General features: G+C 53.3%; 21 protein-coding genes. 8 read left to right on the top strand and 13 right to left on the bottom strand.

The features are described 5' to 3' along the window. Nucleotides 1-67: 67 nt before the first annotated feature. The 6 genes from AC27KL_RS11330 to AC27KL_RS11355 form a co-directional block, all read right to left on the bottom strand. Nucleotides 68-769, bottom strand: a complete 702-nt coding sequence (locus AC27KL_RS11330) for a CD3324 family protein (protein ID WP_487169734.1) — start codon at nucleotides 767-769, stop codon at nucleotides 68-70. Between the two features lie 12 nt (nucleotides 770-781). Continuing rightward, nucleotides 782-1,486: a hypothetical protein gene (locus AC27KL_RS11335; RefSeq protein WP_487169735.1), complete on the bottom strand. Its 705-nt coding sequence runs from the start codon at nucleotides 1,484-1,486 to the stop codon at nucleotides 782-784. 277 nt (nucleotides 1,487-1,763) lie between these two features. Beyond that, entirely contained in the window at nucleotides 1,764-2,585 is an 822-nt protein-coding gene (locus AC27KL_RS11340) for a carbohydrate ABC transporter permease (RefSeq protein ID WP_487169736.1), read from the bottom strand. A gap of 15 nt (nucleotides 2,586-2,600) precedes the next feature. Further along, nucleotides 2,601-3,563 carry a carbohydrate ABC transporter permease gene (locus tag AC27KL_RS11345; RefSeq protein ID WP_487169737.1) on the bottom strand — a complete coding sequence of 321 codons (963 nt, stop codon included), beginning with the start codon at nucleotides 3,561-3,563 and terminating at the stop codon, nucleotides 2,601-2,603. 38 nt (nucleotides 3,564-3,601) lie between these two features. Continuing rightward, nucleotides 3,602-4,849: an ABC transporter substrate-binding protein gene (locus AC27KL_RS11350; RefSeq protein ID WP_339325164.1), complete on the bottom strand. Its 1,248-nt coding sequence runs from the start codon at nucleotides 4,847-4,849 to the stop codon at nucleotides 3,602-3,604. 334 nt (nucleotides 4,850-5,183) lie between these two features. After that, on the bottom strand, nucleotides 5,184-6,338 hold the full coding sequence (locus AC27KL_RS11355) for a Gfo/Idh/MocA family protein (RefSeq protein ID WP_487169738.1): 1,155 nt from the start codon (nucleotides 6,336-6,338) through the stop codon (nucleotides 5,184-5,186). A 162-nt stretch (nucleotides 6,339-6,500) separates the two neighbouring features. Between AC27KL_RS11355 and AC27KL_RS11360 the strand changes: the two genes are divergently transcribed. Continuing rightward, nucleotides 6,501-6,905 carry a winged helix-turn-helix transcriptional regulator gene (locus tag AC27KL_RS11360; RefSeq protein ID WP_487169739.1) on the top strand — a complete coding sequence of 135 codons (405 nt, stop codon included), beginning with the start codon at nucleotides 6,501-6,503 and terminating at the stop codon, nucleotides 6,903-6,905. Nucleotides 6,906-7,025: 120 nt separating this feature from the next. On the opposite strand, the gene AC27KL_RS11365 is transcribed toward AC27KL_RS11360, so the two are convergent. Then, nucleotides 7,026-8,462 carry a serine hydrolase domain-containing protein gene (locus AC27KL_RS11365; protein WP_487169740.1) on the bottom strand — a complete coding sequence of 479 codons (1,437 nt, stop codon included), beginning with the start codon at nucleotides 8,460-8,462 and terminating at the stop codon, nucleotides 7,026-7,028. A 185-nt stretch (nucleotides 8,463-8,647) separates the two neighbouring features. Here AC27KL_RS11365 and AC27KL_RS11370 point away from each other — a divergent pair, with 185 nt between their 5' ends. Beyond that, on the top strand, nucleotides 8,648-9,880 hold the full coding sequence (locus tag AC27KL_RS11370) for an aminopeptidase (protein WP_487169741.1): 1,233 nt from the start codon (nucleotides 8,648-8,650) through the stop codon (nucleotides 9,878-9,880). An 86-nt stretch (nucleotides 9,881-9,966) separates the two neighbouring features. On the opposite strand, the gene AC27KL_RS11375 is transcribed toward AC27KL_RS11370, so the two are convergent. From AC27KL_RS11375 to AC27KL_RS11385, 3 genes are all read right to left on the bottom strand, one after another. Then, complete coding sequence (locus AC27KL_RS11375) at nucleotides 9,967-11,259, bottom strand: MFS transporter (protein WP_487169742.1); 1,293 nt, start codon at nucleotides 11,257-11,259, stop codon at nucleotides 9,967-9,969. A 126-nt stretch (nucleotides 11,260-11,385) separates the two neighbouring features. Next, the gene (locus AC27KL_RS11380) at nucleotides 11,386-11,850 is read right to left on the bottom strand and encodes a MarR family winged helix-turn-helix transcriptional regulator (protein ID WP_052147345.1); all 465 of its coding nucleotides are present in this window, start codon (nucleotides 11,848-11,850) and stop codon (nucleotides 11,386-11,388) included. A gap of 199 nt (nucleotides 11,851-12,049) precedes the next feature. Continuing rightward, nucleotides 12,050-12,844: an exodeoxyribonuclease III gene (locus AC27KL_RS11385; RefSeq protein WP_487169743.1), complete on the bottom strand. Its 795-nt coding sequence runs from the start codon at nucleotides 12,842-12,844 to the stop codon at nucleotides 12,050-12,052. A gap of 218 nt (nucleotides 12,845-13,062) precedes the next feature. Between AC27KL_RS11385 and AC27KL_RS11390 the strand changes: the two genes are divergently transcribed. Then, entirely contained in the window at nucleotides 13,063-14,229 is a 1,167-nt protein-coding gene (locus AC27KL_RS11390) for an MFS transporter (protein ID WP_339321002.1), read from the top strand. A gap of 220 nt (nucleotides 14,230-14,449) precedes the next feature. Here AC27KL_RS11390 and AC27KL_RS11395 read toward each other — a convergent pair whose 3' ends face one another. Further along, nucleotides 14,450-14,782: an antibiotic biosynthesis monooxygenase gene (locus AC27KL_RS11395; RefSeq protein WP_487169744.1), complete on the bottom strand. Its 333-nt coding sequence runs from the start codon at nucleotides 14,780-14,782 to the stop codon at nucleotides 14,450-14,452. A gap of 263 nt (nucleotides 14,783-15,045) precedes the next feature. Between AC27KL_RS11395 and fabV the strand changes: the two genes are divergently transcribed. The 5 genes from fabV to AC27KL_RS11420 all read left to right on the top strand — a co-directional run bounded on the left by fabV (nucleotide 15,046) and on the right by AC27KL_RS11420 (nucleotide 21,921). Next, nucleotides 15,046-16,236, top strand: coding sequence for an enoyl-ACP reductase FabV (gene fabV / locus AC27KL_RS11400; RefSeq protein ID WP_487169745.1), 1,191 nt, complete (start codon nucleotides 15,046-15,048; stop codon nucleotides 16,234-16,236). Between the two features lie 254 nt (nucleotides 16,237-16,490). Continuing rightward, nucleotides 16,491-17,900, top strand: coding sequence for an aspartate ammonia-lyase (gene aspA / locus AC27KL_RS11405; RefSeq protein ID WP_212947722.1), 1,410 nt, complete (start codon nucleotides 16,491-16,493; stop codon nucleotides 17,898-17,900). A gap of 303 nt (nucleotides 17,901-18,203) precedes the next feature. Beyond that, nucleotides 18,204-19,295 carry an endospore germination permease gene (locus tag AC27KL_RS11410; RefSeq protein WP_212947723.1) on the top strand — a complete coding sequence of 364 codons (1,092 nt, stop codon included), beginning with the start codon at nucleotides 18,204-18,206 and terminating at the stop codon, nucleotides 19,293-19,295. Then, nucleotides 19,292-20,779 (top strand): spore germination protein, encoded by a 1,488-nt coding sequence (locus AC27KL_RS11415; protein ID WP_339321006.1) that lies wholly within the window; start codon nucleotides 19,292-19,294, stop codon nucleotides 20,777-20,779. The genes AC27KL_RS11410 and AC27KL_RS11415 overlap by 4 nt, the downstream gene beginning before the upstream one ends. Then, a complete protein-coding gene (locus tag AC27KL_RS11420; protein ID WP_487169746.1) occupies nucleotides 20,776-21,921 on the top strand; it encodes a Ger(x)C family spore germination protein in 1,146 nt (381 codons plus the stop codon). Before AC27KL_RS11415 ends, AC27KL_RS11420 begins: the two co-directional genes overlap by 4 nt. Nucleotides 21,922-21,972: 51 nt before the next feature. Here the strand turns inward: AC27KL_RS11420 and map are convergent, their stop codons facing one another. Beyond that, entirely contained in the window at nucleotides 21,973-22,719 is a 747-nt protein-coding gene (gene map / locus AC27KL_RS11425) for a type I methionyl aminopeptidase (protein WP_487169747.1), read from the bottom strand. 228 nt (nucleotides 22,720-22,947) lie between these two features. After that, complete coding sequence (locus tag AC27KL_RS11430) at nucleotides 22,948-25,206, bottom strand: YhgE/Pip family protein (protein WP_212947732.1); 2,259 nt, start codon at nucleotides 25,204-25,206, stop codon at nucleotides 22,948-22,950. Nucleotides 25,207-25,308: the final 102 nt, after the last annotated feature.

The raw sequence follows: 25,308 nt of genomic DNA on the forward strand, positions 1-25,308 counted from the left end.
GATATGCCCTGTAAACAGAGGTGCCGTCCATTGCTGGACGGCCCTTTTTTTTGAATATATCGCCAAATCATGCATGATCGATAAAAAACAGCACGTTTCCATAATGCTTCTTAAACCTTTGATAATCCGCCGTTTCCTTTAACACGATGATGGTCGGGAATGCATTTACTTTGCGGCGTTTTAATGCGGCTAACATTTCTTTTTGCTCGATGCAATAAAATCGGCCTTCTTCATATTGAATGAGGAGAGGCGGAAGGTCCGCCGCGTGATCATCCGGTTCATTCTCTTCATCCGCTCCAGTTGCATGTTCCGCATCTAGCTGGATGAGACGCAAGGGAAACTTTACGATCCCAAAATAGACATGCTTTTCTTCCATGAAATTATAGAATCCGGGACCGGATTTTAGAGTCAGTTGCAAAAAACATTGGATCCATTCTTCGAGCATTCCGATATTGGCATATGCTACGGCCGATCGTACGGTTGGAGCATACGTCATATGTCCGTCGTTTTTCTTCGAATAAATGATTTTTTTGATCGAATCCAGGGATAAAAAATATTCGTCCGCAAGCTCCGAAACGGTCATTCCCCCGGCATATTTATTGCGAATCATCCTATTCCGCTTTTGCAATCGGTCCCGGTAGCCGGACGTTTCGCCCCAACCCTTCTTTTCCTTTCCGATCGGAATGTATAACAGTTTACCGGCCGCGTATTTTTGGATTTCTTTCAATAACTTCTCGGGTATGACTTCGCCGGCGTTTTCATATTTCATGACGATCATCCTTTATAAGGCGTAAATTCGGTCCTTCAGCTGACGGATCGATTCCATGATGGACGTGCATGATTCCGTGTCATCGATCGACGCATGCCAACGCAAAGTATCGATCCCTTTATAATACGCCATGCATAAAAATCTTTCTTTAAAATCCGGAATGACGATGCCCCTTTTGCCGCAATACTCGAACAGCAATTCAGGAATGCGCAAATAAGGCTTGTTTAAGTCCATTATGGCAAAATCCAGCAGGAAGTCGCAGATGCCGGAACGGCTCCAATCCGGGAAACCGACCATTGTTTTTCCATCCGTAATCATAATTTCGAAAAACGTATTATTATTGACCAAATACCGCCTGCCCTCGCAATAATCGATTCTGGCTTCCATTTCCTTTAAATACGTTTCGACAAAGCCGCGGTCCAGCATCGTCGTATCGTAGAGTTCCTTCCAGTGGAACCAATATCCTTCTTTCTCTTCCGCAAAAGTGTCGATCAGAAATTCCCTGCAGGTAGCATACTCCGTCTTGCAATCCTCGTTGAACTCGCCGTAGCCCTGTACGCCGGTGATATCCGATGCGCTAATTTCCAAGATCTTGTCAAAAAAAAGCTCGTAACAATCGGCAAATTGAGCGGGGCTTAAGTGATCTGCGAGAAATCCGTTTGGCGTCATGCTGACCTGGCCGGACAGCATCGACTTAATGATATGGTCTTTGCTCATGTTATATCTCCTTTTGATTAAAAATGGCAAAACCGGTTGCGCGCACCCGTGATGTGCTCATCATAACATCAGCCTTGTTAAGGAGATAGGCAGCAAATAAGTTTAGTCAACTTTACACGCCTGAGCATGAGTTCCAGCCCCATGTAACGTGCTGCAATCAAAAGAACAAGCCGCCCAGGCTGTCGCCGGGACGGCTTTGGATATAGATGGAGAACCTGTCGGCTCAGTCTGCATTTGGAACGGCCGCCCGCAATGCGGCCCAAACACGATCCACCCTTCAGCTCTTGATCGCGCCCGCGGCGATGTCCGAAATGAACTGCTTGCTGACGAACAGGAACAAGATGATGAGCGGCACGACCGCGAGCAGCGTCCCGGCGATGACCATCGAATAGTCCGTGGTGTAAATGCCGTTAAGCGAAGATAAGGCCACCTGCAGCGTAAATTTGCTTTCGTCGTTCAAAATGATGAGCGGCCACAGGTAATCGTTCCACGCGCCGATGAACGTAAACGCCCCCAAAAAGGACAGGGCCGGCCGCAAAATCGGCAGCGCCACGTTCCAATAAAGCCGGAAAAAGCCGCAGCCGTCGATCCGCCCCGCGTCCAGGAGCTCGGAGGGCACGGATTCCTCGGCATACTGCCGAATCCAGAAAATGCCGAACGCGTTCGCCATGCCCGGAATTATCAGTGCCTTGAAGGTGCCGACCCAGCCGAATTTGGCCATGATGACGAAGGACGGCACAAGCGAAAGCTGCGCCGGGGCCATCATCGTCGCCAGGAGCAGAACGAACAGCCATTTTTTGCCCGGAAAATTGAACTTCGCAAACGTGTAGCCTGCCAGCGAATCGAAGAACAACACGAGCACGGTGCTGCAGGAAGCCACAAACAACGTGTTCAGGAACGCCCCGAAAAAATCGATGTTTTGCAACACCCGGGAAATGTTGTCGATCAGGTGGGTCCCGAACCAGAACTTGGGCGGGAAGCTGTAAATCTCCGCGGTCGTGCGCGTAGCCATGACCACCAGCCAATAAAACGGAAAGACGGATAGGATCAGTCCAACGATCAGACCGAAATAAAGCAGGATCGATTTTCGGATAGCCATTCGATGCACCCCCGTTTATTCGTCTTTGGCGCCGCCGCCCTGAACGACCCGCCAATTGAAGATCGAAAACAAAGCGATCAGGATGAACATGCCCCAGCCGACGGCCGAGCCGTAACCGAAATAGTTGTTCACGAAAGCTTCGCGGTACAGATACAGGACGATGGTCAAGCCGCCTCCGCTGACGCCGCCGTCATTGCCGACCAGCACCTGGGATTCGGTGAAAATCTGCATGCCGCCGATCGTCGACGTGATCACCGTAAACAAAATGATCGGCCGCAAGTTCGGGATCGTGATGCGGAAAAAAGCCTGGACGCCCGTGGCGCCGTCGATTTTGGCCGCTTCGTACAATACGGTCGGAATGCTTTGCAGGCCGGCAAGATAAATGATCGCGTTGTAGCCGACCCAGCGCCAGATGACCATGACGGAGACGGCCAGCTGGATGCCCCATGTTTTGTTCAGCCATTCGACGGGCGAAATGCCAAGCAGCGAGAGCAAATAGTTCAGCAAGCCATAGTTGTTGGAAAACAGCGTGCTGAATACGATGGCTACGGCGACAAGCGAGGTGACGTTCGGCAGGAAATAGCCGATCCGGAAGATGGTCCGGAATCTGACGAAGGACGCGTTCAGCAAGAAAGCGACGATCAGCGCGAAAAACAGCATCGGAATCGTGGAATAGATCCAGATCAGCAGCGTGTTGCCGACCGCTTTCCAAAATTCCGGATCGGTGACCATGAACTGATAGTTGTTCAGGCCGTTAAAGGTCATTTCGCCGATGCCGTCCCATTTCTGGAAGGAAAGATACATCGAAAACAGGATCGGGAACAGGCCGAAAACGGCAAACAAAATATAAAACGGAGATATCGCAAGGTACTCTTTCCGGTGCTTCCAGATTTCGGACGCCAATCCCGCCTTTCGCCCCGCCGGCGGCGCGGAACTGCCCGGATCGAAATGAGTTCGCTTCTGTAAGGGTGCTCCCATAAGACTCAACCTCCATTGTCGATGATGGTCTAACCGTTTTACCGCAGCAGCTCCTTTTTGACCCTGGAGAGCGCGTCTTCCCAAGCCTTCTCCGGATTTTTGCCCTGAATGGCGACCGATGACAGCTCCCGGCCGACGATGCCGTTCAGATTGGCATATTTCGTGCCGTAATAGGCCGGTTTTACGTTGCGGGCAGACTCCGAAAAGATTTCGCCCGTGACCTGGCCGCCGAAAAACGCTTCTTTTTGCTTCATGACGTCGGAATCAAGCGCCTTTTTGGCGGACGGGAACAGATTGATTTCTTTAAAGCTGGTTACCTGGTTCTCCGGATTTTGCAGCCATTGGATGACATCGAACGCTTCCTGCGGATGTTTGCTTGTTTTCATGATGGCCAGGAACGATCCGCCGTTGTTGCCGTCCCCGCCCGGCGCCCTTGCAACGCGCCACTTCCCTGAAGTGTCGGGCGCCGCCTGCATGAGAATTTCCTTGCACCAGACCGCGCCGACGAAGGACGCGATTTTCCCGTTGTTCGCCGCGGCGTTCCACTCGGAGGAAAACGTGCTCGCATTGGCCAGCAGCCCCATTTGGGAGGCTTTGACGGCGAGGTCCCACGCTTTTTTCATGGAAGAAGAAGGATCTTCCCCTATGAAATTTTCGTTTTTGTCAAAATAGATTTTGTCCGACTGGGCGTTCACTTGGGTGTATATGTTGCCGATGTTGTCCGTGAGCTTGACCTTGCCGCCTAACGCTTCCTGCAGCTTTTGGCCTGCGGCGAAATAGTCGTCCCAGGTCCCCATCAGCTTATGGACCTCTTCCGGATCGCTCGGAAGCCCGGCCTGCTCGAACAGGTCCGCCCGGTAAAACAAGGCGGTAGGTCCGGTATCCATCGGCAGCGCGATCATTTTTCCTTCCGGCGTTACGCCCAGCTTCCATTTCCAGTCGAGGTAATCCTGCTCGATGTCTCCCGCGCCGAGATCGTACAAATCGTAGAAACGGTCGGCGCTCGGGAACAGCTCCGTCACCCAGTCGTTAAAGGCTACGATGTCCGGTCCGCCGGAGCCCGCAGCCAGCGTCGTTTTCAATTTGGATTTGAAATCGCCGCCGATTTTTTGGGCATTGATGCGGATTCCGGGAAACTGCTTCTGGACCGATTGAATCAGGTTGTCGTCGATGCTTCGGTTCCAGTACCACAAAGTAAGCGTTTTCACATTTTCGTTGGAAGATCCGCTTGAACACCCGCTAATCATGAGAACGACAAGCAATAAACACGTAAACGCCATGCGCATTTTTTTCAATCGCTTCAGCCTCCCACCGTTAGCTTATGGTACTGCCGTTTTTGCCGTCACTCCTCTGGACAAAGCTTTTATTAGTAAATATGTATGAAACATAATAAACATTTAATATCGTTTTTGAAACAGTATGGAAAAATATTAAATCTACAAAGTCCAAGATCCTTCTCAGGCCTGACGCGATCACCCGAGAAGGACCCCTATTTGACGCGTTTTGTACCCGAACCTTCGTTGTTTTAGACCAGCGACGAAAGGGCGACATTCGCCCCTCCATCCACCCGATAGCCCCATCAAAGCGCGCTTTCCCTCGCGCCGGTTAACCCGGCATCCTTCACTCTTCCACTTCCTGCCGAAAATTTATACAGTCTCGGACTTCTGCATTGTGATTACGCCCCGTCTTCCCTGCCTTCCGCACCTGATCCAACACCTCGTGTATCGCAAGCGCAGTTCGGAAATCCGGGGTTTCGTGTGTTCCATTCGCCAAATCTTGCTGGATTTGCTGGTAAATGCCCGCCACATTGTAAGCAGCGGTTCCGATCAGCTCGGCCGGAGGCTGGAGGATATAATCGGGCAGCGGCAGCTCCTTCAGCTCCCCGCTACCCTGCGTACCAAACACGGTTAACTCGTCGATTTGGAACATAAAGTTTTGCCGTGAGCGGATCTGCAAATCCCCTTTCGTACCATTGACCTCGATCAAGAAGCTCCCGGCATGCGCGTTGCGAATTTGGGTGTTGAATACGGCCTGCCCTGGCAGCATACCGCTGACCACGACATGATCCGGCGCCGACGCGTAGATGAGTTCACCCGTCTCTTCTACAGGCACCTGCTGTGCTTGCGTTTTTAACATGGCCGAAATTTCGGAGAAGGGGCCAAAGAGATGCATGATCCCGTCCAGGAGATGCCCGCCGGTGATCGTCAGTTGGTTGGCGCCGTTCGCATCGTCCAGCAAATAAGCGTGACCTAGATCGATCTGTTTGGAACGGATCGGATAAGTCGGCACGGCGTAATTGACATGAACGGCAAATACGTCCCCGACGTAACGGTCTGTCAGAAGCTCCCGGACATAACGAATGACGGGATTGGCCCGTGACTGCAGCCCGACGAAATGGCGCACTCCTTGTTCCTCGGCCGCCTGCAACAATTTTGCCGATTCCGCGGTCGTGCGGCCGAGCGGGAACTCGCTGTACACATGTTTGCCGGCTTGAAGCGCCGCACGAATCAGCCGGTCATGTTCGGGAACCCGGACGGATACGGTAACCAAATCGACCTCCGGATGCAGAGCAAGCTCAAACGGATCGGAAAAGGCATGTTGTACGCCAAAATGATCGGCGCTCGCTTCCGCGCTGGACTGCCGAGACGCACCGACGGCCGTTACTTTAAACTCGGGCAGCGCTTGTAGTGCCGGGATATGCGCTATTCCTCCCCATGCGCCGTTCAAACCGGCACCGATGACTCCGACACGAATGGGTTGATGATTTTTATTCATAAGAAAACCTCCTTGAAGTTCATAGCGGATCCACCCGTTTCTCTGACAATTTTTGCGGGGAATTTCCGGGTTGGTAGACATAGATTAATACAGTCAGTACAATGTGAAAAGAAGGCACTTTTTAGTTCGTCACGAACCCGAAGGTGCGTCAGGAGGTGAATGATGGAAAAGATCAAAGCAGCGGAACCCGCATTTTCGGTAACTTCATGCACGGCTCGGCGCGTACTGGAAATCGTTTCGAATAAATGGGCGGTCCTCATCATTTTTGTTTTGGAGAAAGGCACCAAACGTTATGGTCAGCTTCAGCGAAGCATCGCGGACATTTCCCAAAAAATGCTGACCCAGACGCTCCGCCAGCTGGAACGGGACGGACTTATTGAGCGCAGTATCTTTCCGGAGGTTCCGCCCATAGTGGAATACACCCTGACTCCACTGGGAGAGAGCTTGATCCCCTACATGCGCCATCTAAACCATTGGTTGAACGAGTATTATCCTCAAATCGAACAAGCCCGAAAAGCTTACGATACGAGAGAAAAATTCCGAGATGACAAAAGCACGCCGACCTAAACGGTCCGCGTGCTTTTTTTAAGAAGCAGAAATGATCTTCATACCATATGAGGTCATCGCGCCCATGCCGATTATTGACCGGAGTCAAGCCAATAGGGCCCACGGGCGGACTTTTCCATTTTATTCAGCAGCTCTTCCTTTGATCGGGCTGACGTCATCTTGTCCGAACACATTAAACCTGTGGTCGATCACAATGGATTCTTCTTCGAACTTTACCTCCATCGTGATGGCAAAAGGCGTTTCGATGCCGCGGATCGTCAACAAAAGCGTATCCGGCGATTTCCACGTAAAGCTGGATGACGTAAGAGTGTCCCTTCCCTCAAACACCGGCGATAGCTCCGTGACCCAGCGCTGGCGTCCTAACGTGATGAGTTCGTCACCCTCTTCTTTTTTGAACGTCAGGCAGGCGGATTCTTCGGTAAAATCGATGCGAAAACTTTGCAGCGAATACCGATTTTCCTCCAGGTCGTAGATTTTGCCTCCGATTTGAGCCTCCAGCTCCGAACGGGGTTCGAACCGGGGAAGGTCCAGGCTTAGCTTCGCAAGTCTTTCCTTCAGCTCGGAAGACCATTCGTCCCCGTCCGCCGGTTCCGGCAAAAATGCGTCCAGCAGATGATCCCATACACAATTGAGCACGCCTTGAAGGTCCCCCGTTCCGGCCGTGATCGCGATCACCCCATCCTGCTCCGGCATAACGATGCAGAATTGCCCGAAAGCCCCGTCTCCGCGGTAAACGCCATGGCGGCAGCGCCAGAATTGGTATCCGTAACCCTGCGCCCAGTCGCTGTCTCCGCCGTCCCCGTTGGAAATCCGCTTGCCTGTGGCCTCCTCGATCCAAGTTTCTTCGATGAGCCTTTTTCCTTGCCATACTCCTTTTTGCAAGTACAGCTGCCCGAACTTCGCGATATCTTCGGTGGTTACGTTCAAGCCGAAGCCCCCGGTATGTATGCCGCGCGGACAGGTTTGCCAGGTTGGATTTACAATGCCCAGCGGTTCAAACAGCCGGCTTTGCAAATAATCGAGCAAGCGCTGTCCCGAGGCCTTCTGCAGAATCGCGGAAAGCATATAAGTCGCGCCCGTGTTGTACAGGAAATGAGTGCCCGGTTCATGCGGAACCGGCAGCGCAAGAAACGCTTTGGCCCAGTTGCCGTCCTCCGCCTGATGGAGCGCGTCCATCGTGTCCTCGTCGTGGCCCGTCCCCATCATCAGCAGATGACGGATTTGCATGGCTGCAAGATGTTCCGATACTTCGGCAGGCAAATCCTCTGGAAAATACGAGACGACCGGATCGTCAAGCGTTAGGATGCCCTCCTGAACCGCCATGCCGATGGCCGTCGAAGTAAAGCTTTTGCTTAGCGAAAACAGCATGTGCGGAAGCTCCGGCGCATAAGGAGCCCACCAGCCCTCGGCGGCCACATGGCCGTGCCGGAGAAGCATAAAGCTGTGAATTTCAAGTCCCCGTTCCTTTAAGCCATCGAGGAATCCGATCACCTTTTGCGGGGATATCCCGAGTTCCTCCGGGCTTTTTCTTGGCAGCGACGTTTCCGTTTTCTGCATACATCCACTCTCCCTTATTGAAGTGGCATTGCTTGGGGTTTTCCCTTTTCCATTATACACCAATGGGGGGACTCTTTTGGCCAAACCAAAGCGAATCGCCGATTTTCGGGTTATAATAGGGATTGCATCTTCAGAGAATCATGCCAATGAAAGAGATTTTCAACGAAACCGGAGGACAAATCGCCATGAAAGACTTCAATCGCATGCTGGAAAAATACGCGGAACTGGTCATTAAGGTAGGGGTGAACATTCAGCCCGGCCAGGTGCTGCTCGTGCAGGCCCCGCTGGAGACGGCCGAGTTTGCCCGCCATGTCGTATCCAAAGCTTACGAAGCCGGCGCCAAATACGTGCAGGTGGATTGGGACGACGAAAAAATAACGCGCATCCGTTATGAAAAAGCTCCGGACGATTCGTTCGGCTATTATCCGAAATGGACGGCCGACATGATGGAGCAGCTTGCCGAAGGCGGCGGAGCCGTATTACATATCAAAGTTCCCGACCCCGAGCTGTTCCGCGGCATCGACGGCTCCAAGGTAGCCACGGCCGTCAAAGCCGCCGCCGTCGCCCGCGAGAAATATCAGGCTTATGTGCGCAGCAATAAAGTAACCTGGTCGCTGATCAAAGCCCCGACGAAGGCCTGGGCGGACAAAGTGTACGCCGACCTTCCGGAGGAAAAGCGCGTTCCCGCCATGTGGGAAGCCGTGTTCCAAATGAACCGCGTCACCGAAGACAACGATCCGATCGCCGCCTGGAAGGACCATATCCGGACGCTGAAGGAAAAACAGGAGTACATGAACAACAAGCGGTACAAAGCGCTGCATTACCGGGCGCCGGGGACGGATCTGCGCGTCGAGATGCCCGAAGGCTACCTGTGGCTGGGCGGGGGCGATTACAACGAGGCCGGCCATTATTTCGTCGCCAACATGCCGACGGAGGAAATTTACACGATGCCGCATCGGACCGGCGTTAACGGCACCGTCACGAGTACTCTTCCTCTAAACCTGAACGGCCGCCTGGTCGAAGGCATCAAGCTGACGTTCAAGGACGGCAAAGTCGTGGAATACGATGCGGTCTCCGGCCGCGAGCATTTGACGTCGCTGTTCGAAACGGATGAAGGCGCGTCCTACCTCGGCGAAATGGCCCTCGTGCCGAACGACTCGCCGATTTCGAAGATGAAGCGGGTATTCTTCAACACCGGGATCGACGAAAACGCCTCCTGCCATTTCGCTCTCGGCAGCTCCTATCCCGTGAACATCGAAGGCGGCACGAAGCTGAGCAAGGAGGAACTGCTTGCCCGGGGCGCCAACGTCAGCCTGACGCACGTCGATTTCATGGTCGGCTCCGAGGCGCTTGAAATCGACGGCGTGCTGCCGGACGGGACGACCGAGCCGGTATTCCGGAACGGGGTCTGGGTATAACCCGGCACGCCCTCCTATTAAACAGCTGGATTATACGTTAGAAAAACAACCACCCTGCGGCGCGTGCCGAAGGGTGGTTGTTGGCGTTAGATCGCCGCGCCGGCTCTCGCTGCCCGGCTTTTGCGGATTTGCATCGCCATCACCGATGCGATAAAGCATAAGAAGCCGGCGACCACGAAAGCCTGCGAATAGCTGCCAAGCCAGTCGCGCAGCGCGCCTGCGCCGTAAGCCGCCGCCGAAGCGCCGATTTGGTGGGCGACGACGATCCACCCGAAAATCATGCCGGATCTCTCCTTCCCGAACGCTTCTCCCGCCAGCTTGGCGGTAGGCGGTACGGTGGCGATCCAGTCCAGGCCGTAAAACACGGAGAAAGCGACAAGCATGTACGGGGAGGCGCTGCTCAGCGCATAGGGCAGAAACAGCAAGGACAATCCGCGGAACCCGTAATATACGAACAGCAACTTGCGGCTGTCGAAACGATCCGACAACCAGCCGGAAATCGTCGTGCCAAACAAATCGAATACCCCCATCATCGCAAGCAGCCCGGCGGCCGCCACCTCCATGATGCCGTGATCCCCGCAAGCCGCAATAAGGTGGGTGCCGATGAGGCCGTTCGTGGACAAACCGCAAAAAAAGAAGGTCCCGGCCAGCAGCCAAAAGGTGGCGCTGCTTAACGCCTGCCGCAAGTTTTGCAGCGGAGCCAGAAATATATTCCCTTCGAAAGGCGTCGGTTTGACCATTTCATCGGAACCGTACGGCGCCGCGCCGACGTCATGCGGGTGGTTGCGCATCCAGATCGCAACGGCCGCAAGCACAAGGACGATGCTGATGACGGCGATATAAACGGCGTATTTCCAGCCGAAATCGGACGTCAATTTGGCATACAGCGGCAAAAAGAGAAGCTGGCCGGTGGCGGCGCTGGCCGTCAGCAGCCCGACGACAAGTCCTTTGCGCTTCACGAACCACTGATTGCTGACGGTTACGCCGAGCACGTTCGCCATCATCCCTGTCGCCAGCCCCGAGACGATGCCCCAGAGCAGCTCGAACTGCCACAAGGACCGGATCCACGGCGTCATGGCCAGGCTTAGCCCCAACACGGCAAGGGAAGCGACGATCACTTTGCGGAAGCCGAATTTCAGCAGCAGCGCCGCCGAAAACGGGCCGACCAAGCCGTAAAGAAAGATGCCGACCGAAATGACGCTCGAAATGCTGGCGCGGCTCCAGCCGAAATCTTCCTGGAACGGAACGATCAGAACGCTGGGCAGCGAACGAATGCCCGCCGACACGAGCAGCGTGGCAAAGGTAAGCAAAACGATAATCCAACCATAATAAAAACGCGATTTAGGCCTGATTTGAACTTGTTCGTCCCTCATGCTCATCGTATGGTTCACCCTCTATATTTGTATTTTGTTTGTACATACAAAACAATAACGACCAAGCGCAGCGAAGTTTTCCGCCAGAAGGACGAAATTTGCGCTTCGGTTCAACAGGATCAAGCTCTTGCGTTATTGCTCCAACAGCTCGCTTGCGGACTCCTGCATCCGGGTCAGCGCATCGGCCAGCTCCTTGCCGAGTTTCGCCTCGTAGGCGGCTTTCAGCTTTTTGGAAGCTTCGTGGAGCGTTTCCTTCATGGCCGTCCCTTTTACGGTCGGATACACCAGCACGGTTTTCCCCTGAACCTGACGCTCCACGAGCTGTTTCCCCTCGAGCTTATCGATGAAACGCGTCAGTGTGGAGGGCGTGATATACAGCTTCTCGGAAAGCTCCTTTTGGGTAATGCCCGGATTGGCGATAACCAGCCGAACCAGATAACCGTAGGCCGGGGCCAGCCCCGTCATCGCAAACGCCTCGTCGGCAAGGCGCGTAATCGCCCGGCTTAACCGGTTGGTGGTGAAGTACATGCAGGTATGCAAAAACGTTCCGTCTTGTTCAGAGGATGGCTCTGTTTTATTGTTGGGTTCATTCGGCATGATCGTTCCTCCTTCCTTTGATCGGATCGGCATCATCAAATCAATTTTGTATGTACAACAAAAATAAGGAATCTGGATGATTATGTCAAGCGTTTTTTTACCATTGCCCGGCTCACGTCTCCCCCTAAACCAAAAGCAGTCCCGCCGCATACGCGGCAGAACTGCCTGTTTTTCCATCCTATTTTCGCCTGTTCCGGGTCTAGTCCGTTTGGCTTTCGGAACCGATTTGGGCCAGTTTTGCCTCGTCAAGCTCCAGAATGATCGGGCAGTGGTCGCTGCCCGTTACTTCCGCGTCGATCCGCGCATCCGTCAACGCCGGGACAAGCCTGTCCGATACGAGGAAATAATCGATCCGCCAGCCGATATTCCGCTCCCTGACCTTCGGCATAAAAGACCACCACGTAAAGGCGTCATCCCGGTCAGGATAAAAATGCCGGAAGCTGTCCACAAAACCGGCCGCCAGCAGTTCGGTCATTTTGCCGCGTTCTTCGTCCGTAAATCCCGAATTGCCCATGTTCGATTTCCAATTTTTCAGATCAATCTCCTGATGGGCAACGTTCAGGTCGCCGCAGATGATGACCGGTTTCTTGGCATCGAGTGCGGACACGTAGCTGCGAAAACGCTCCTCCCATTCCAGGCGCAGCGGCAGCCTCGACAGGTCCCTTCTGGCATTTGGCGTATATACGTTGACCAGATAAAAATGCTCGAACTCGAGCGTGACGAGACGCCCTTCCGCTTCCGCGTTTTCTTCCATGCCGTAATAGACGGACAATGGTTTTAATTTCGAAAACACCGCGGTTCCGGAATACCCCTTTTTCTCGGCATAGTTCCAGTACTGCCCATATTCCTCGCCGTAATCAAGGCATATCTGCCCTTCCTGGAGCTTCGTTTCCTGCACGCAAAACAAATCGGCGTCGCATGCCGCAAAATAATCGTTGAATCCTTTATTGACGCAGGCCCGCAGGCCGTTCACATTCCAAGATACCAGTTTCATCGTCGTTCTCCTTATGGCTATCAATCTATCGACATCATTTGATAGTGTACCATAAAAAGAAAATGACATGGGATTTTCCCGCGACGCCTGCCATATAAAAAACATACGCAATTTGGTCTGCCCCATGTCCGCCACTTATGTTAAAATAGCAGAACTGCCGATTCGTTCGACGATAGGTTGCAGAAAAAACTTCATTTTGTGGAAAAGGACAGAAAAACATGAGATCTTCGTTTACGGTTAAATCATTCAATTTTCTTTTCTTTGCGCTGTTATCGATGTTTATTCCGTTTTTGCCCCTCTATTTCAGCGAGCAGGGGTTAAACGAGACGCAAATCGGCTCGATCGTCGGCATAGGCGGGTTCATCACGCTCATTGCGCAGCCGCTTTGGGGCATGATCAGCGACCGGACGCGGACCATCCGCAAGGTTCTCCTGATTTTGGTGCTTTGTTCGACGGTGACGGGATTCATGATTTACAGCACAAACCACTATGCCTTGATTTTGCTGTTCGTCATGCTGACCTACTTTTTCCTGATGCCGGTCGATCCTTTGACGGAAAGTCTCAATTTCCGCGTGGCGGAACAAGCCGGCATCAGCTACGGATCCCTGCGGACGTTCGGCGCGCTAGGATATGCGGTCATGTCGCTGGCCGCCGGGTACTTGATGACCCAGTTCGGCTCCCGCAGCCTGGGGTATACGTTTGCCGGGCTTGGCGTAATCAGTCTGGTCGTGACCTATCTCATGCCGGATGCGCCCGTCTCCGGGAAACCCGTGACCATGAAAAGTTTGAAAAACTTTTTGAGCAACAAGGAAACGCTGCTGTTCCTGATCCTCGTGTTTATCAGCTCGATTCCGGCCCGAATGAACGATACCTTTTTGGGCCTGTATATCAAGGATTTGGGCGGGAAGCCGGATTTGCTTGGCCTCGCATGGTTTCTGGCCGCGGGCAGCGAAATTCTCGTGTTTTCCTTGAGTTTCTGGTGGCTTCGCAAAAACAAGGAGCTTGCCATCATCTCTTTTGCCGGGGCGTTTTACTTTTTGCGGTTTTTTATTTCGGCCTGGATCAAGGACCCGAACTGGCTCGCCTACATCCAGCTCTTGCAGCTGCTGACGTTTCCGGTGTTCTACACGGCTGCAATCCAGTATTTGTACAGCATCGTGCCCGTGGAATGGAGAGCGACCGGACAAACCGTGCTGGCGCTGTTGTTCTTTGGGGTCTCGGGCATTTTGTCGTCCTTTGCGGGCGGCGCGTTATACCAAGCTTTCGGCGGCCGGACGATGTATTTGACGATTTCTTGCATGTCCTTCATCGGCATGCTGTTCGGAATTGTGCTGTACCGCATTTACGGGCGGAAAAAGTCGGGCGAGGGCGACGCAGCCTCATGATAACGGCGTCATCGTGAAACGATCGTGCCTGAAGCGTCTTCCCATATCTCAAACACTATGAAAATTGTCCAATCCTTTTGATTACCGTTCATGCGTCGTAACAAGTCAACGTTAAAGCGAAAACAGCCGCCCTGGGATCGAACCCGGGTGGCTGTTTTTTTACTGAATTCTTTCCGCAACATGAAAATGGCGTTATTCGAAATGTTTTTTATGCCATGATCTATACGCTCTGGGAGGCTTTTCCTTGGGTTACGCTTTGCACCTCGTACATGTTGGCCTTCGTGCTGATGACGTATTCCGGGGGTTCCTGCCCTTTTTTCTCGCGATGCCCCTGAAGATGCGCGTCGCTTTTCTCCCAATTTTTCCAATCGTCGCGGGAACGCCAACGGATCATGACGGCGACTTCTTCCTCTTCCCTGCTGATTTTGGTCGTCATGACCGTTTTATCGATCAACCCTTCCATGGCGTCGATCGGGCTTTCCTTGCTGAACCGGGCCACGACCTGATCGGCGTTCCCCGCCTTGACCGTAATTCTCCGAACCTGAATGAACATATAAGCCGCCTCCTAAGGATTAGATATCGGTGATTTCCGCAAAACCTGCATATGTATGCTGCAATAACCGGTTGAACCTTCTTCCCCATTTTAGTTGATAATGATTATCATCGTCAAATATATTTTTATAAACGTTAATTAATTCCCTTTTGCTTGCGATCCTGGTTGGTCGTTTCCTCAAAAATTGATACAATAGGATGGAGTATGTCCAAAACGTCTCAACATTAGTTGTATTTTCATTTGGAAGAGAGGAAAAGCCTAACATGATCATTAAACCGAGAACACGCGGATTCATCTGCACCACTTCACATCCGGCAGGCTGCGCGGCACAGGTTCAAAAACAAATCGATTACGTCCAGTCGAAACCTGCGATCGAAGGGCCGAAAAACGTGCTGGTCATCGGCGCGTCCACGGGCTACGGCCTGGCGGCCCGGATTACGGCGGCTTTCGGCGCGCAAGCCAGCACGGTCGGCGTCTATCGTCCGAGCAGCGGCTCCGAGAAACGCACCGCTTCTGCAGGCTGGTATAATTCCGCCGCCTTCGAGCAAGCAGCCCAGGACGCAGGCTTGAAGTCATACAGCGTAACCGGCGACGCTTTCGCCAAAGAAACGAAGGATAAAACGATCGAGCTCATCAAGGAAAAAATCGGCAAGGTCGACCTCGTCATTTATAGCGTGGCTTCCGCCCGCAAGACAGATCCGGCAACGGGAGAAACGTTCAACTCCGTGCTCAAGCCGATCGGCAAGCCATTCTCGAATAAAACCGTCAATTTCCATACGGGCGAAGTGACGGACATCACGATTGAACCGGCAACCGAAAAGGAAATCCAAGAAACGGTAGCGGTCATGGGCGGCGACGACTGGGAAGCATGGATCGAGGCGCTTCGCGCCGCGGAAGTGCTGAGCGAAGACGTAACGACCATTTCGTTCTCCTACATCGGCTCCGAGATCACGAAAGCGGTCTATCGCGACGGTTCGATCGGTCGGGCCAAGGACCATCTGGAGGCGACGGCCCTGAAGCTAAACGATCAGCTCAAAACGAACGGCGGACGGGCTTACGTCGTAGTGAGCAAAGGCCTCGTGACGCAATCCAGCTCCGCGATTCCGATCGTTCCGCTGTACATTTCCTCCCTGTACAAAATCATGAAGGAAAAGGGCATCCATGAAGGCTGCATCGAGCAAACCTATCGCCTGTTCAAGGATCGCCTGTATGCCGGAGGAGAGCCGCAGGTCGACGAAGCCGGACGCATCCGCATCGACGATTGGGAGCTGCGCGAGGACGTGCAGGCCGAAGTGGTGAACATTTGGGATCAAGTCACAAGCGACAATATTTATGATCTGACGGACCTGGAAGGATACCGCAAGGAATTTTTCCAACTGTTCGGGTTTGAAACCGAAGGCGTGGATTATGAAGCCGACGTCAATCCCGACGTCAAAGTTCCGAATTCGATTTAAGGTCAAAAGTTACACGGAAAGCCCGCTTCACGGCGGGCTTTTTTCGTTCCCCGCTTCCCCGTCCCTATGGTCTCCAACGCGTCCGAATATACAGTTGTGCGTTCATGGCGGACATTTCCGCCTTTTTTTCATTCCTTAATGACATAGGACTGGCAGTTCCTGCATTTAAACCGTATAATGATAGCGGGTCCGATAAAATAAAGCGTTCTCATCTGACTCTAATATCCAGTTACCAAACTCGGAGGAATGTATTCATGAGACTAGAAAAAGACTTTCTCGGCACCAAAGAAGTTCCCGAAGACGCATACTACGGCATTCAAACGATGCGTGCGGCAGAAAACTTCCCGATTACCGGCCAGCGGATTCATCCGGAGCTGATCCGGGCGATGGCCATGGTCAAAAAAGGGGCCGCGATCGCAAACATGGAGATTAAACGGCTGCTCCCGTCCAAAGGCGAAGCCATCGTCAAGGCGGCAGACGAGATCATCGGCGGGAAATGGTTCGATCATTTTATCGTCGATCCGATCCAAGGCGGAGCAGGCACGTCTATTAATATGAACACGAACGAAGTCATCGCCAACCGCGCGCTCGAGCTGATCGGCAAAGAAAAAGGCAGCTACGCCGACATCAGCCCGAACAACCACGTCAACATGGCCCAGTCGACCAACGATTCCTTCCCGACGGCGGTGCATTTGGCTACCCTGACGATGATCGAGAAGCTGCTGAAAACGATGCAGGAATTGAAGCAGGCCTTCGAACGCAAAGCCGAAGAATTCGACTCCGTCATCAAAATGGGACGAACCCATCTGCAGGATGCGGTTCCGATCCGTCTGGGACAAGAATTCCAGGCATACGCGCGCGTGCTTGGGCGGGACATCGACCGCCTGGCCGCGACCAAGAAAAACCTGCTCCACATCAATATGGGCGCAACCGCCGTCGGTACGGGCCTGAATGCCGACGTCCGCTACATCGAATATGTCGCCAAAGTGCTCGCCGAGCTGAGCGGTTTCCCGATCGAGCCGGCGGACCATCTGGTTGACGCCACCCAAAACACCGACGCGTACACCGAAGTTTCGGCCGCGCTGAAAATTTGCATGATGAACATGTCCAAGGTCGCGAACGATATCCGCTTGATGGCCTCCGGACCGAGAGCCGGACTTGGCGAACTGTCGCTCCCGGCAAGGCAGCCGGGTTCTTCCATCATGCCGGGCAAGGTCAATCCGGTCATGTGCGAAGTCATCAACCAAATCGCCTTCCAGGTCATCGGCAACGACCATACGATCTGCCTCGCCTCCGAAGCCGGACAACTGGAACTGAACGTGATGGAACCGGTGCTGGTATATAACCTGCTCCAATCCCTTGAGATCATGAACAACGGCTTCCGCGTATTCCGCGAGCATTGCATCGAAGGCATCCAGGCCAACGTGGAACGCTGCCGCGAATACGTCGAAAACAGCGTCGGCATCATCACTGCGCTGAACCCGCATCTCGGATACGAGGTCGTTTCGCGCATTGCCCGCGAAGCGATCCTGACCGGCAAACCGGTCCGCGAATTGTGCCTCCTTTATAATGTGTTGACCGAGGAAGAACTGAATATCATTCTGGATCCTTATCAGATGACGAATCCGGGCATCGCCGGCGCGGAACTGCTGAACAAGGAGTAATCCAAACGGCCAAGCAGCGCTTCACGCGCTGCTTTTTTTGTCCTCTTTTTCTCGGTCAAAGTCCGTGGGGCGTGGCAGACGTTCGGTATAGTAACTAGGCGCAAGCTTGTTTTGTTATTGTGAATTTTTCATATAATGAAATTATCACTTTAAATAGTTGGAATTTTTGGAGGATAAGCCCGCTTTTTTGGGTGTGGAAGCCTCATGTCATCCGCTTGTTTCAAAATATGGAATATTCAGGAGTGATTTTAGCCAAAATACGATAATCAACGATTCCATTCAGGAAGAGGGAACAAGCCTCAAATGAAAAAATCAGCATCCGTGCATATCGTGCCAATTTTGATGTCCCTTATGCTAATGAACGGCCTGACGAGCCATGTCATCATCAATCCGCTCGTGCTCGATGCGGCTGGCAGGGACGCGTGGCTTTCCGTTATTTTCGCGACCGTGCTGCTGGTGCCTTGGACCCTGATGCTTGCCGTTTTCATGAAACGGACCGGCCAGCAGAAAATTCAGCCGTGGCTGGCGGAAAAAACAACTCCCGTCCTGTCCTGGATTTTGGTTGCTCCATTGATTATTCATTTGTACCTGATCGGCGGCGTTACCCTTTATCATACTTCCGGCTGGACGATCAGCAACTATTTGCCGGCGACGCCCAAAATCGTTTTGGTCGGCACCTTGATGTTCGTATGTTTCTATATGGCCAAGCTGGGCATCCGTTCGATCGCCGTCAGCGCGGGTATATTGCTACCCATCGTCGTCATACTCGGCTTTTTCGTGTCGATTTCCAATGTAATGGAAAAAAATTTCAATTTGCTCGCCCCGATTCTGGAGCACGGAATAATGCCGCCGGTGAATGGAATGATATATGTTGGCGGGGGTTTTGTGGAAATCTTCGTTATTTTGTCCATGCAGCACCGGATCACAAACCGGGTCAAACCATGGCACATGGCCGTCTACGGCCTGATCATCTCCTACATCACCCTCGGCCCTATCCTCGGCGCCATATCGGAGTTTGGGCCGCAGGAGGCCGCAAAGCAAATGGAATCCCCCTATGAACAGTGGAGGCTCGTAAAAATCGGGAAATATGTGGAGCATGTCGACTTTTTATCGGTTTATCAATGGCTGGCCGGCGCATTCATGCGGATTGCGCTTGCCCAATATCTCCTTGTCGAAATACTCCCATTTAAAAGCAGGGTGATGGCGAACCGCTTTCTGCTCGCCGTCTCCTTCAGTTATGTCCTGTTTGCCATGTTTCCTGTCAGCCAAGACGCGTTCTATCAAGGTTTGTATCGATATTACTTTCCGATCTCGCTTTGCGTAAACCTGTTACTATCCGTCATCTGGACCGCTATAACGTTTTTGCCGGCGAAAAGAAAGGAGGAAGCATCGTGACCCCGTCCGAATCACCAAACGAAAACGCGGTATGGACGCTGCCAAAAATCCGATCCGTCTTTTCCAAGAGCTTCGATGTCGTCATCCGAACGTACCGTTTGGAAAAAAACTCCGCTTCGTCCGACGTCGTGCTCATATACGCAAGCGGACTCGCGGACTCCGCGCAAATCAGCCTGGTCGTACTTCCCGAGCTCCAGGACATGTACCGGGAATCCGGCTTTTTCCTGCAGCAAAACGGCGACCTGTATTCCAAATTGGCGCTGGACGAAATGAAGGAGCCCGTCACCGAACAGGAAATCGAGGATATCGTATTCCAAGGGGGTCTCGTCATTTTGATCCCGCTCACCAATCAAATGTATTCTTTGGATATTTCCAACGCTCCCAAACGCACTCCCGAGGAGCCCAACGTCGAAATCTCGATCAAAGGGCCGAAAGACGGTTTTACCGAGGATTTTGTCACCAATATCGCCTTGATCCGCAAGCGCATCCGCAGCAAGTCCCTTTGCTGCGAAAATCTGATTTTGGGACGCAGGTCCAGAACAAGGATTGCTTTAATGTACTTCGACGACATCATCTCAAAGAGTATCCTGACGGAAGTCAGGCAACGCCTGGACCGGATCGATATCGATGCGATCTATTCGATCAATCAGCTGGAGGAGCTGTTGTCCGACTCCAGATATGCCCTCTTCCCCCTGCTTGATTTTACCGGCCGGCCGGATTACGCGGTTGCAAGCCTGATCAACGGCCGTTTCGTCATCATTATTGACGGCATTCCCATGGCGTTGATTGGGCCAGGCACCTTGTCGCTGCAGATGAAGTCTCCGGAGGACGTTCATTTCAACTATATTTATGTTTCTTTTGTGCGGCTCATCCGGATCCTCAGCCTGCTCATCTCCATCGGCCTGCCCTCCTTCTGGGTAGCTGTGACCGCTTTCCATCAGGACCAGATCCCTTTCCGGCTCATGGCGACCATTTCGACCGCAAGATTAGGGCTTCCTTTTTCCGCCCAAATGGAGCTTTTCCTGCTGATGATCCTTCTTGAAATTTTCCGCGAGGCGGGAATCAGGCTTCCAAGCACCATCGGGCAGACCTTAACGGTCATCGGCGGCTTGATTATCGGCGATGCAGCCATCCGCGCGGGGCTCGTCTCTCCTTCCGTGGTCGTCGTCGGAGCCATCACTGCGGTTGCAAGCGCCACGCTCGTCAATCAGACGCTAAGCACCGCCGTGAGCGTGATCCGATTCGGGCTGTTTTTTGCTTCGTCCATTCTGGGCATGTACGGGATGATCCTCGGCTTGATTCTTTTGCTGGCCTATGCGTCAAGACTGCGGTCCTTCGGCGTTCCTTACTTGACGCCCGTATCGCCTTTTCACGCGAAAGATTTTTTCCTTGCCATTTTGCGGGGGCCTTGGAAGCTGATGCGTAAAAAGCCGACGTCGCTCGGCACCATGGATTCGGATCATTTTGGGGAGAACCCGCAATGAGGAACGCAAAAAAAATCGCCTTATCGCTTCTCATCCTGATGCTCGTTTCCGGCTGCTGGAATTCCAAGGACATCCAGAATATGGCTTACGTTACGGCTCTTGGCGTCGATTATGAAAACGGCCGCTTCAAAAGTTACGCGCAGGTGCCGAATTTTACCAATATCGCCAAATCGGATACCGGAGAAGAGGGAAAACCGGTCCCGATCTGGGTTGGAGTCGGCGAAGGAAAAACGTTGACCGAATCGCTCACGACCATGTACGCCACTTCGCAGATCAGGGTTTTTTGGGGGCATTTGAAGGCGCTGGTCCTGTCCGAAAACGCCATGAAACATGGAATGAAGGAAATCTACGACATGCTGAACCGCTACCGCGAGGTGCGATACAACATTTTGATGTACGGCACGAACGAACCGCTGCACGAGATCCTGATCCAAAAGTCCATCCTGAATTTTTCGCCTCTGGACACCCTTATGGATTTACCGTACCAGATCTATTCGCAAAGGTCGTTCATCCTCCCCGAATACGGCTACAAAATCATCGCGCAAATGAACGAGCCGAGCGGACTTGCCATGATCCCGTGCCTCACGCTTGACCGGACCGGCTGGTACGAGGATCGGAACCAACGTTCGATGTTCCGGATCAACGGGGCGTATTTTTTTCAAAACAAGGAATTCCGGGGCCATCTAAGCGAGGATGATCTCAAGGGGACGAGATGGATTCAGCGGCAATTGGTCCAATCCCCCATGAACATCCCGGATCAAGGTCCTCCCGTCGCCGCGATCGTTCTCCAAAAACCCCATCTGTATGTAAAACCCGTCATCGAAAACGGCAAGGCCCGATTCAAGATCCGGGTATCCGTCGATGCGTATATCGATGAGCTGATCAAAGACACGCCGCATAAAAAGATGGAGGAAATGGCAGGCGATGCCATCCGGGACGAAATCAAAATGAGCTTCAAAAAGGGATTGGAGAAAAAAGCCGACGTCTTCATGCTTGATGAAAAGCTTTACCGCAAAAATCCGAAAAAGTGGCATGAGTTTCATCGCGCCAGCCCGTATCTCTTGGACGCGGACTCCATCAAGACCATCGATATTCGGGTCAGCATCGAAAGCTCGGGGAAATATAAGCAAAGGGTGAATTAGAGTTCGCCGATCAAAACGCAAAAGGAGCCCGTTTAGGCTCCTTTTTGTATGTTATTGCAGCGTGAGAATTTCCGGTCCGTCCGCGGTAATCGCGATCGTGTGCTCGTATTGGGCCGACAATCCGCCGTCAAGCGTTCGTGCCGTCCAGCCGTCGCTGTCGATTTTGCTGCGGTACGTTCCCGTGTTCAGCATCGGTTCGATGGTAATGACCATGCCTTCCTTCAAACGGGGGCCGAGTTTTGGCGGTCCGTAATGCGGCACCTGCGGTTCTTCATGCATTTCCCGGCCGATGCCATGGCCGATGAACTCGCGGACGACGGAGAAACCTTCGGCTTCCGCGTACACCTGGATCGCATTCGAAATATCGCCGATCCGGTTACCGATCACCGCCTTTTCGATGCCTTTGTAGAGCGATTCTTTCGTCACGTCCAGCAGGCGCTGCGCTTGCTCGGACACGTTGCCGACCGCATAGGACCAGGCCGAATCCGCCAGCCATCCGTTCAAGTTCACGACCATGTCCACGGTCACGATGTCGCCGTCCTTGAGGGCGTAGCTGCCCGGGAACCCGTGGCAGATAACGTCGTTGACGGATGTGCAAGTCGCGTAAGGAAATCCGTTATACCCTTTCTGTTCGGGCGTCGCTCCTGCTGCCCGGATGAATTTTTCCGCGAAACGGTCGATTTCGATCGTCGTGATTCCCGGTTCGATCAGCTTTCGGATCTCCCGGTGGCAAGCCGCGAGGATGGCTCCGGCTTCCTTCATCTGTTCGATTTGTGATCTGGTTTTAATCGTAATCATGTAATCCCTCATTCCTGTCTGATCTCTTTATTATACCCTGAACCTCAGAAAAACGTCCATCCGGCGTGCTTTCACCGATGGCCGGCCATGTCAGTGCGGAAATGTTTCTAGCAGAGAAAAGGATCGCTTGCGCATAAACATGATACTCTCTTTTGCATTCGAAAAAAAGTCCTGACCCTTGCGGATCAGGACTTCGTTTTTTTTGGAATGCCCTGAAGTTCCTGCTGCTTAAGCCGCCGCTTCGGCAGGCTGCTGCTTTTTGCTTCCTTTCCACAGGAAATAAATCAGGCTGAAAACCAGGAAGATGACGGCGACGATACCGAGCACGCCGGCCTGCTTCCACATCAGGTCGTAATCCCCGCTGGATATGATGGCTTTATATCCAAGCACGCTGTGCGACATCGGAAGCCAAGGATTGATCGGTTTGAGCCAATCCGGAATCAGTTCGAGCGGGAACGTGCCTGCGCTGGTCGTCAGCTGCAAAATGAGCAGAATGATAATGAGGAAACGTCCCGGCATATCAAACCACGTGACGACCGCCTGCACGATAAACATAAACGTCAAACTCGTGATAAAGGTGAAGAGGAAGAAATACGGCACGCTCTGCACCTTGAGTCCAAGTCCGTACAAAATGATGGTCGCCGCCACGACGGACTGGAACAAGCCCATGCCCGCAAAAGAAAGCGTGCGGCTGACGAAACGGCCGAAGCCTGTCGCTCCTTCCACGGTCGTGCCTTTGAGCGAAATCACGAGCGTCGAGATGAGCGCCCCGACGAACAAACCGAGGGACATGAAATACGGCGTCAAGCCCGTGCCGTAATTCGGCACTTTGCGGCTGTCGTTTTCCTCGGAGTCGATCGGCTGGGCGAACATTTTCACGAGATCGTCGGTCTTTTTCAGCTCGGAAGTTTTTTCGGCCGCATCGTTCAGCTTGGTTGCCAGCTCCTTCGAACCGTCGTCAAGCTTCGTGATGCCATTGGCGAGCTCGCCCGCGCCTTTATGCAGCTGCTGCGACCCGTCGGCAAGCGTCACCAGGCCGCCCGACAATTTGTTCACGCCGCCTTTCAGCTGGGACGTGCCGTCCACGAGCTGCTTCGAGCCGGCGACAAGCGCTTGGCTGCCGTTTGCCGCTTCTCCGAGCTTCTGGTTAAACGTTGAAAGTCCGGCGGTCAACGCGGACTGCCCTTCATTCAGCTTCGCGGCGCCCTGCACGAGTTGTTCCTGGCCTTTCACAAGCTGGCCGCTGCCTTCAAGCAGCTGTTTCTGCCCGCTATGAAGCGCCGTTGCGCCGGTCAGCAGCTGCTGCTGCGCGTCATGCAGGGAATCGGCGCCTTTGGACAGCTGTTCCTGGCCAGCCGCCACCTTGGCGCTTCCTTCCGCCACGGATTGGCTGGCGGCAAGCAGCTTCTGGAATTGCGGGTTTTTGGCCAGTTCCGGGCTGGAGGAGGCAAGCTGCTGCAGTCCGTCGGCAACGCCCTTCGCGCCTTCGGAAACCTTGGATGCCCCGTCAAGGGAAGACTTGAGTCCGGAAGATAGATCCGCGCTGCCCTTTTCGGCGGCTTGAAGCCCCGCTTCAAGCTTGCCTGCGCCCTGCTCCGAACCTTGAAGGCCTGCGTTCAGCTTTTTCGCGCCTTCCAAGGAGCTTTGCAGCCCGGCATGCAGCTGCGAACCGCCCTGCTGCGCCTGCTTCGCTCCGCTCAGCAGCTGGCCTCCCGCGGCGTTCAGCTGACCCAGCCCGCTGGCGAGTTTGCCCGCGCCCTGGTTCAGCTGACCCGCGCCCTGATGAAGATCGCTTACGCCTTTGGCCAGCGGCCCCATGCCGTCTTTGGCTTCCAGCGTGCCGTCCGCCAGCTTTTTCAGGTTTTCCTTCAGCTTGACGGCTCCTTCGTCAAGATCGACGCTGCCGTCATGGATTTTGTCCGCCCCGTCGCCCGCTTCCGCAAGTCCGTCCGAAACTTCCGTGAAGTTGTCGAGCAGGCTTTCGGTATACGATTCGGTGACTTTGGCGGACACTTTCGCTTTAATGTCCTTGATCGCCGTATTTCCGATCTGGGAGGCGATAAAGTTGTAATCCCCGTTCGGTTCATACAAAATTTTTGCCGGCTGCGGATGATCGTCCAGCAGCGTCGTGGCTTGTTCGGAGAAGTTTTCGGGGATGGTAATTTTCATATAATAGCGGTTTTCCTTGATCCCCTTCTCCGCTTCCTCTGCGCTGACAAACTTCCAGTCGAAATCTTTGCCTTTTTTGAGTTCATCCACCAGGTCCGAGCCGATATGCAGCTCTTTGCCTTTGAACTCGGCGCCTTTATCCTGGTTCACCACGGCGACCGGCAAATTGTCCAAATGGCCGTACGGGTCCCAGAAGGCTGCCAGATACACGCCGCTGTACATGATCGGGATAAACATGACGGCAATGATCGGGATCAGCACTTTCGGGTTTTTGACGGCCGCAGCTAAGTCTTTAAAAAACACGGATAATGCATTCATGTCTGGCGGTAGCCCCTCCTTATCCAAATATCGATGATGCCAAAAACATTCTGACTGTTTTCATCATCCGGTCAATCATGCGCATGCGAAAGCAGGCTCCGG

Source organism: Paenibacillus sp. YAE3, from assembly GCF_057546105.1.

Coding starts and splice junctions, on each gene's coding strand:
- AC27KL_RS11370 (WP_487169741.1), top strand. CDS start 8,648: ATGAAAGACTTCAATCGCATGCTGGAAAAATACGCGGAACTGGTCATT.
- map (WP_487169747.1), bottom strand. CDS start 22,719: ATGATTACGATTAAAACCAGATCACAAATCGAACAGATGAAGGAAGCC.
- AC27KL_RS11395 (WP_487169744.1), bottom strand. CDS start 14,782: ATGTTCATTCAGGTTCGGAGAATTACGGTCAAGGCGGGGAACGCCGAT.
- AC27KL_RS11330 (WP_487169734.1), bottom strand. CDS start 769: ATGAAATATGAAAACGCCGGCGAAGTCATACCCGAGAAGTTATTGAAA.
- aspA (WP_212947722.1), top strand. CDS start 16,491: ATGAGACTAGAAAAAGACTTTCTCGGCACCAAAGAAGTTCCCGAAGAC.
- AC27KL_RS11355 (WP_487169738.1), bottom strand. CDS start 6,338: ATGAATAAAAATCATCAACCCATTCGTGTCGGAGTCATCGGTGCCGGT.
- AC27KL_RS11390 (WP_339321002.1), top strand. CDS start 13,063: ATGAGATCTTCGTTTACGGTTAAATCATTCAATTTTCTTTTCTTTGCG.
- AC27KL_RS11375 (WP_487169742.1), bottom strand. CDS start 11,259: ATGAGCATGAGGGACGAACAAGTTCAAATCAGGCCTAAATCGCGTTTT.
- AC27KL_RS11335 (WP_487169735.1), bottom strand. CDS start 1,486: ATGAGCAAAGACCATATCATTAAGTCGATGCTGTCCGGCCAGGTCAGC.
- AC27KL_RS11350 (WP_339325164.1), bottom strand. CDS start 4,849: ATGCGCATGGCGTTTACGTGTTTATTGCTTGTCGTTCTCATGATTAGC.
- AC27KL_RS11345 (WP_487169737.1), bottom strand. CDS start 3,563: ATGGGAGCACCCTTACAGAAGCGAACTCATTTCGATCCGGGCAGTTCC.
- AC27KL_RS11430 (WP_212947732.1), bottom strand. CDS start 25,206: ATGAATGCATTATCCGTGTTTTTTAAAGACTTAGCTGCGGCCGTCAAA.
- AC27KL_RS11380 (WP_052147345.1), bottom strand. CDS start 11,850: ATGCCGAATGAACCCAACAATAAAACAGAGCCATCCTCTGAACAAGAC.
- AC27KL_RS11365 (WP_487169740.1), bottom strand. CDS start 8,462: ATGCAGAAAACGGAAACGTCGCTGCCAAGAAAAAGCCCGGAGGAACTC.
- AC27KL_RS11420 (WP_487169746.1), top strand. CDS start 20,776: ATGAGGAACGCAAAAAAAATCGCCTTATCGCTTCTCATCCTGATGCTC.
- AC27KL_RS11385 (WP_487169743.1), bottom strand. CDS start 12,844: ATGAAACTGGTATCTTGGAATGTGAACGGCCTGCGGGCCTGCGTCAAT.
- fabV (WP_487169745.1), top strand. CDS start 15,046: ATGATCATTAAACCGAGAACACGCGGATTCATCTGCACCACTTCACAT.
- AC27KL_RS11410 (WP_212947723.1), top strand. CDS start 18,204: ATGAAAAAATCAGCATCCGTGCATATCGTGCCAATTTTGATGTCCCTT.
- AC27KL_RS11340 (WP_487169736.1), bottom strand. CDS start 2,585: ATGGCTATCCGAAAATCGATCCTGCTTTATTTCGGTCTGATCGTTGGA.
- AC27KL_RS11360 (WP_487169739.1), top strand. CDS start 6,501: ATGGAAAAGATCAAAGCAGCGGAACCCGCATTTTCGGTAACTTCATGC.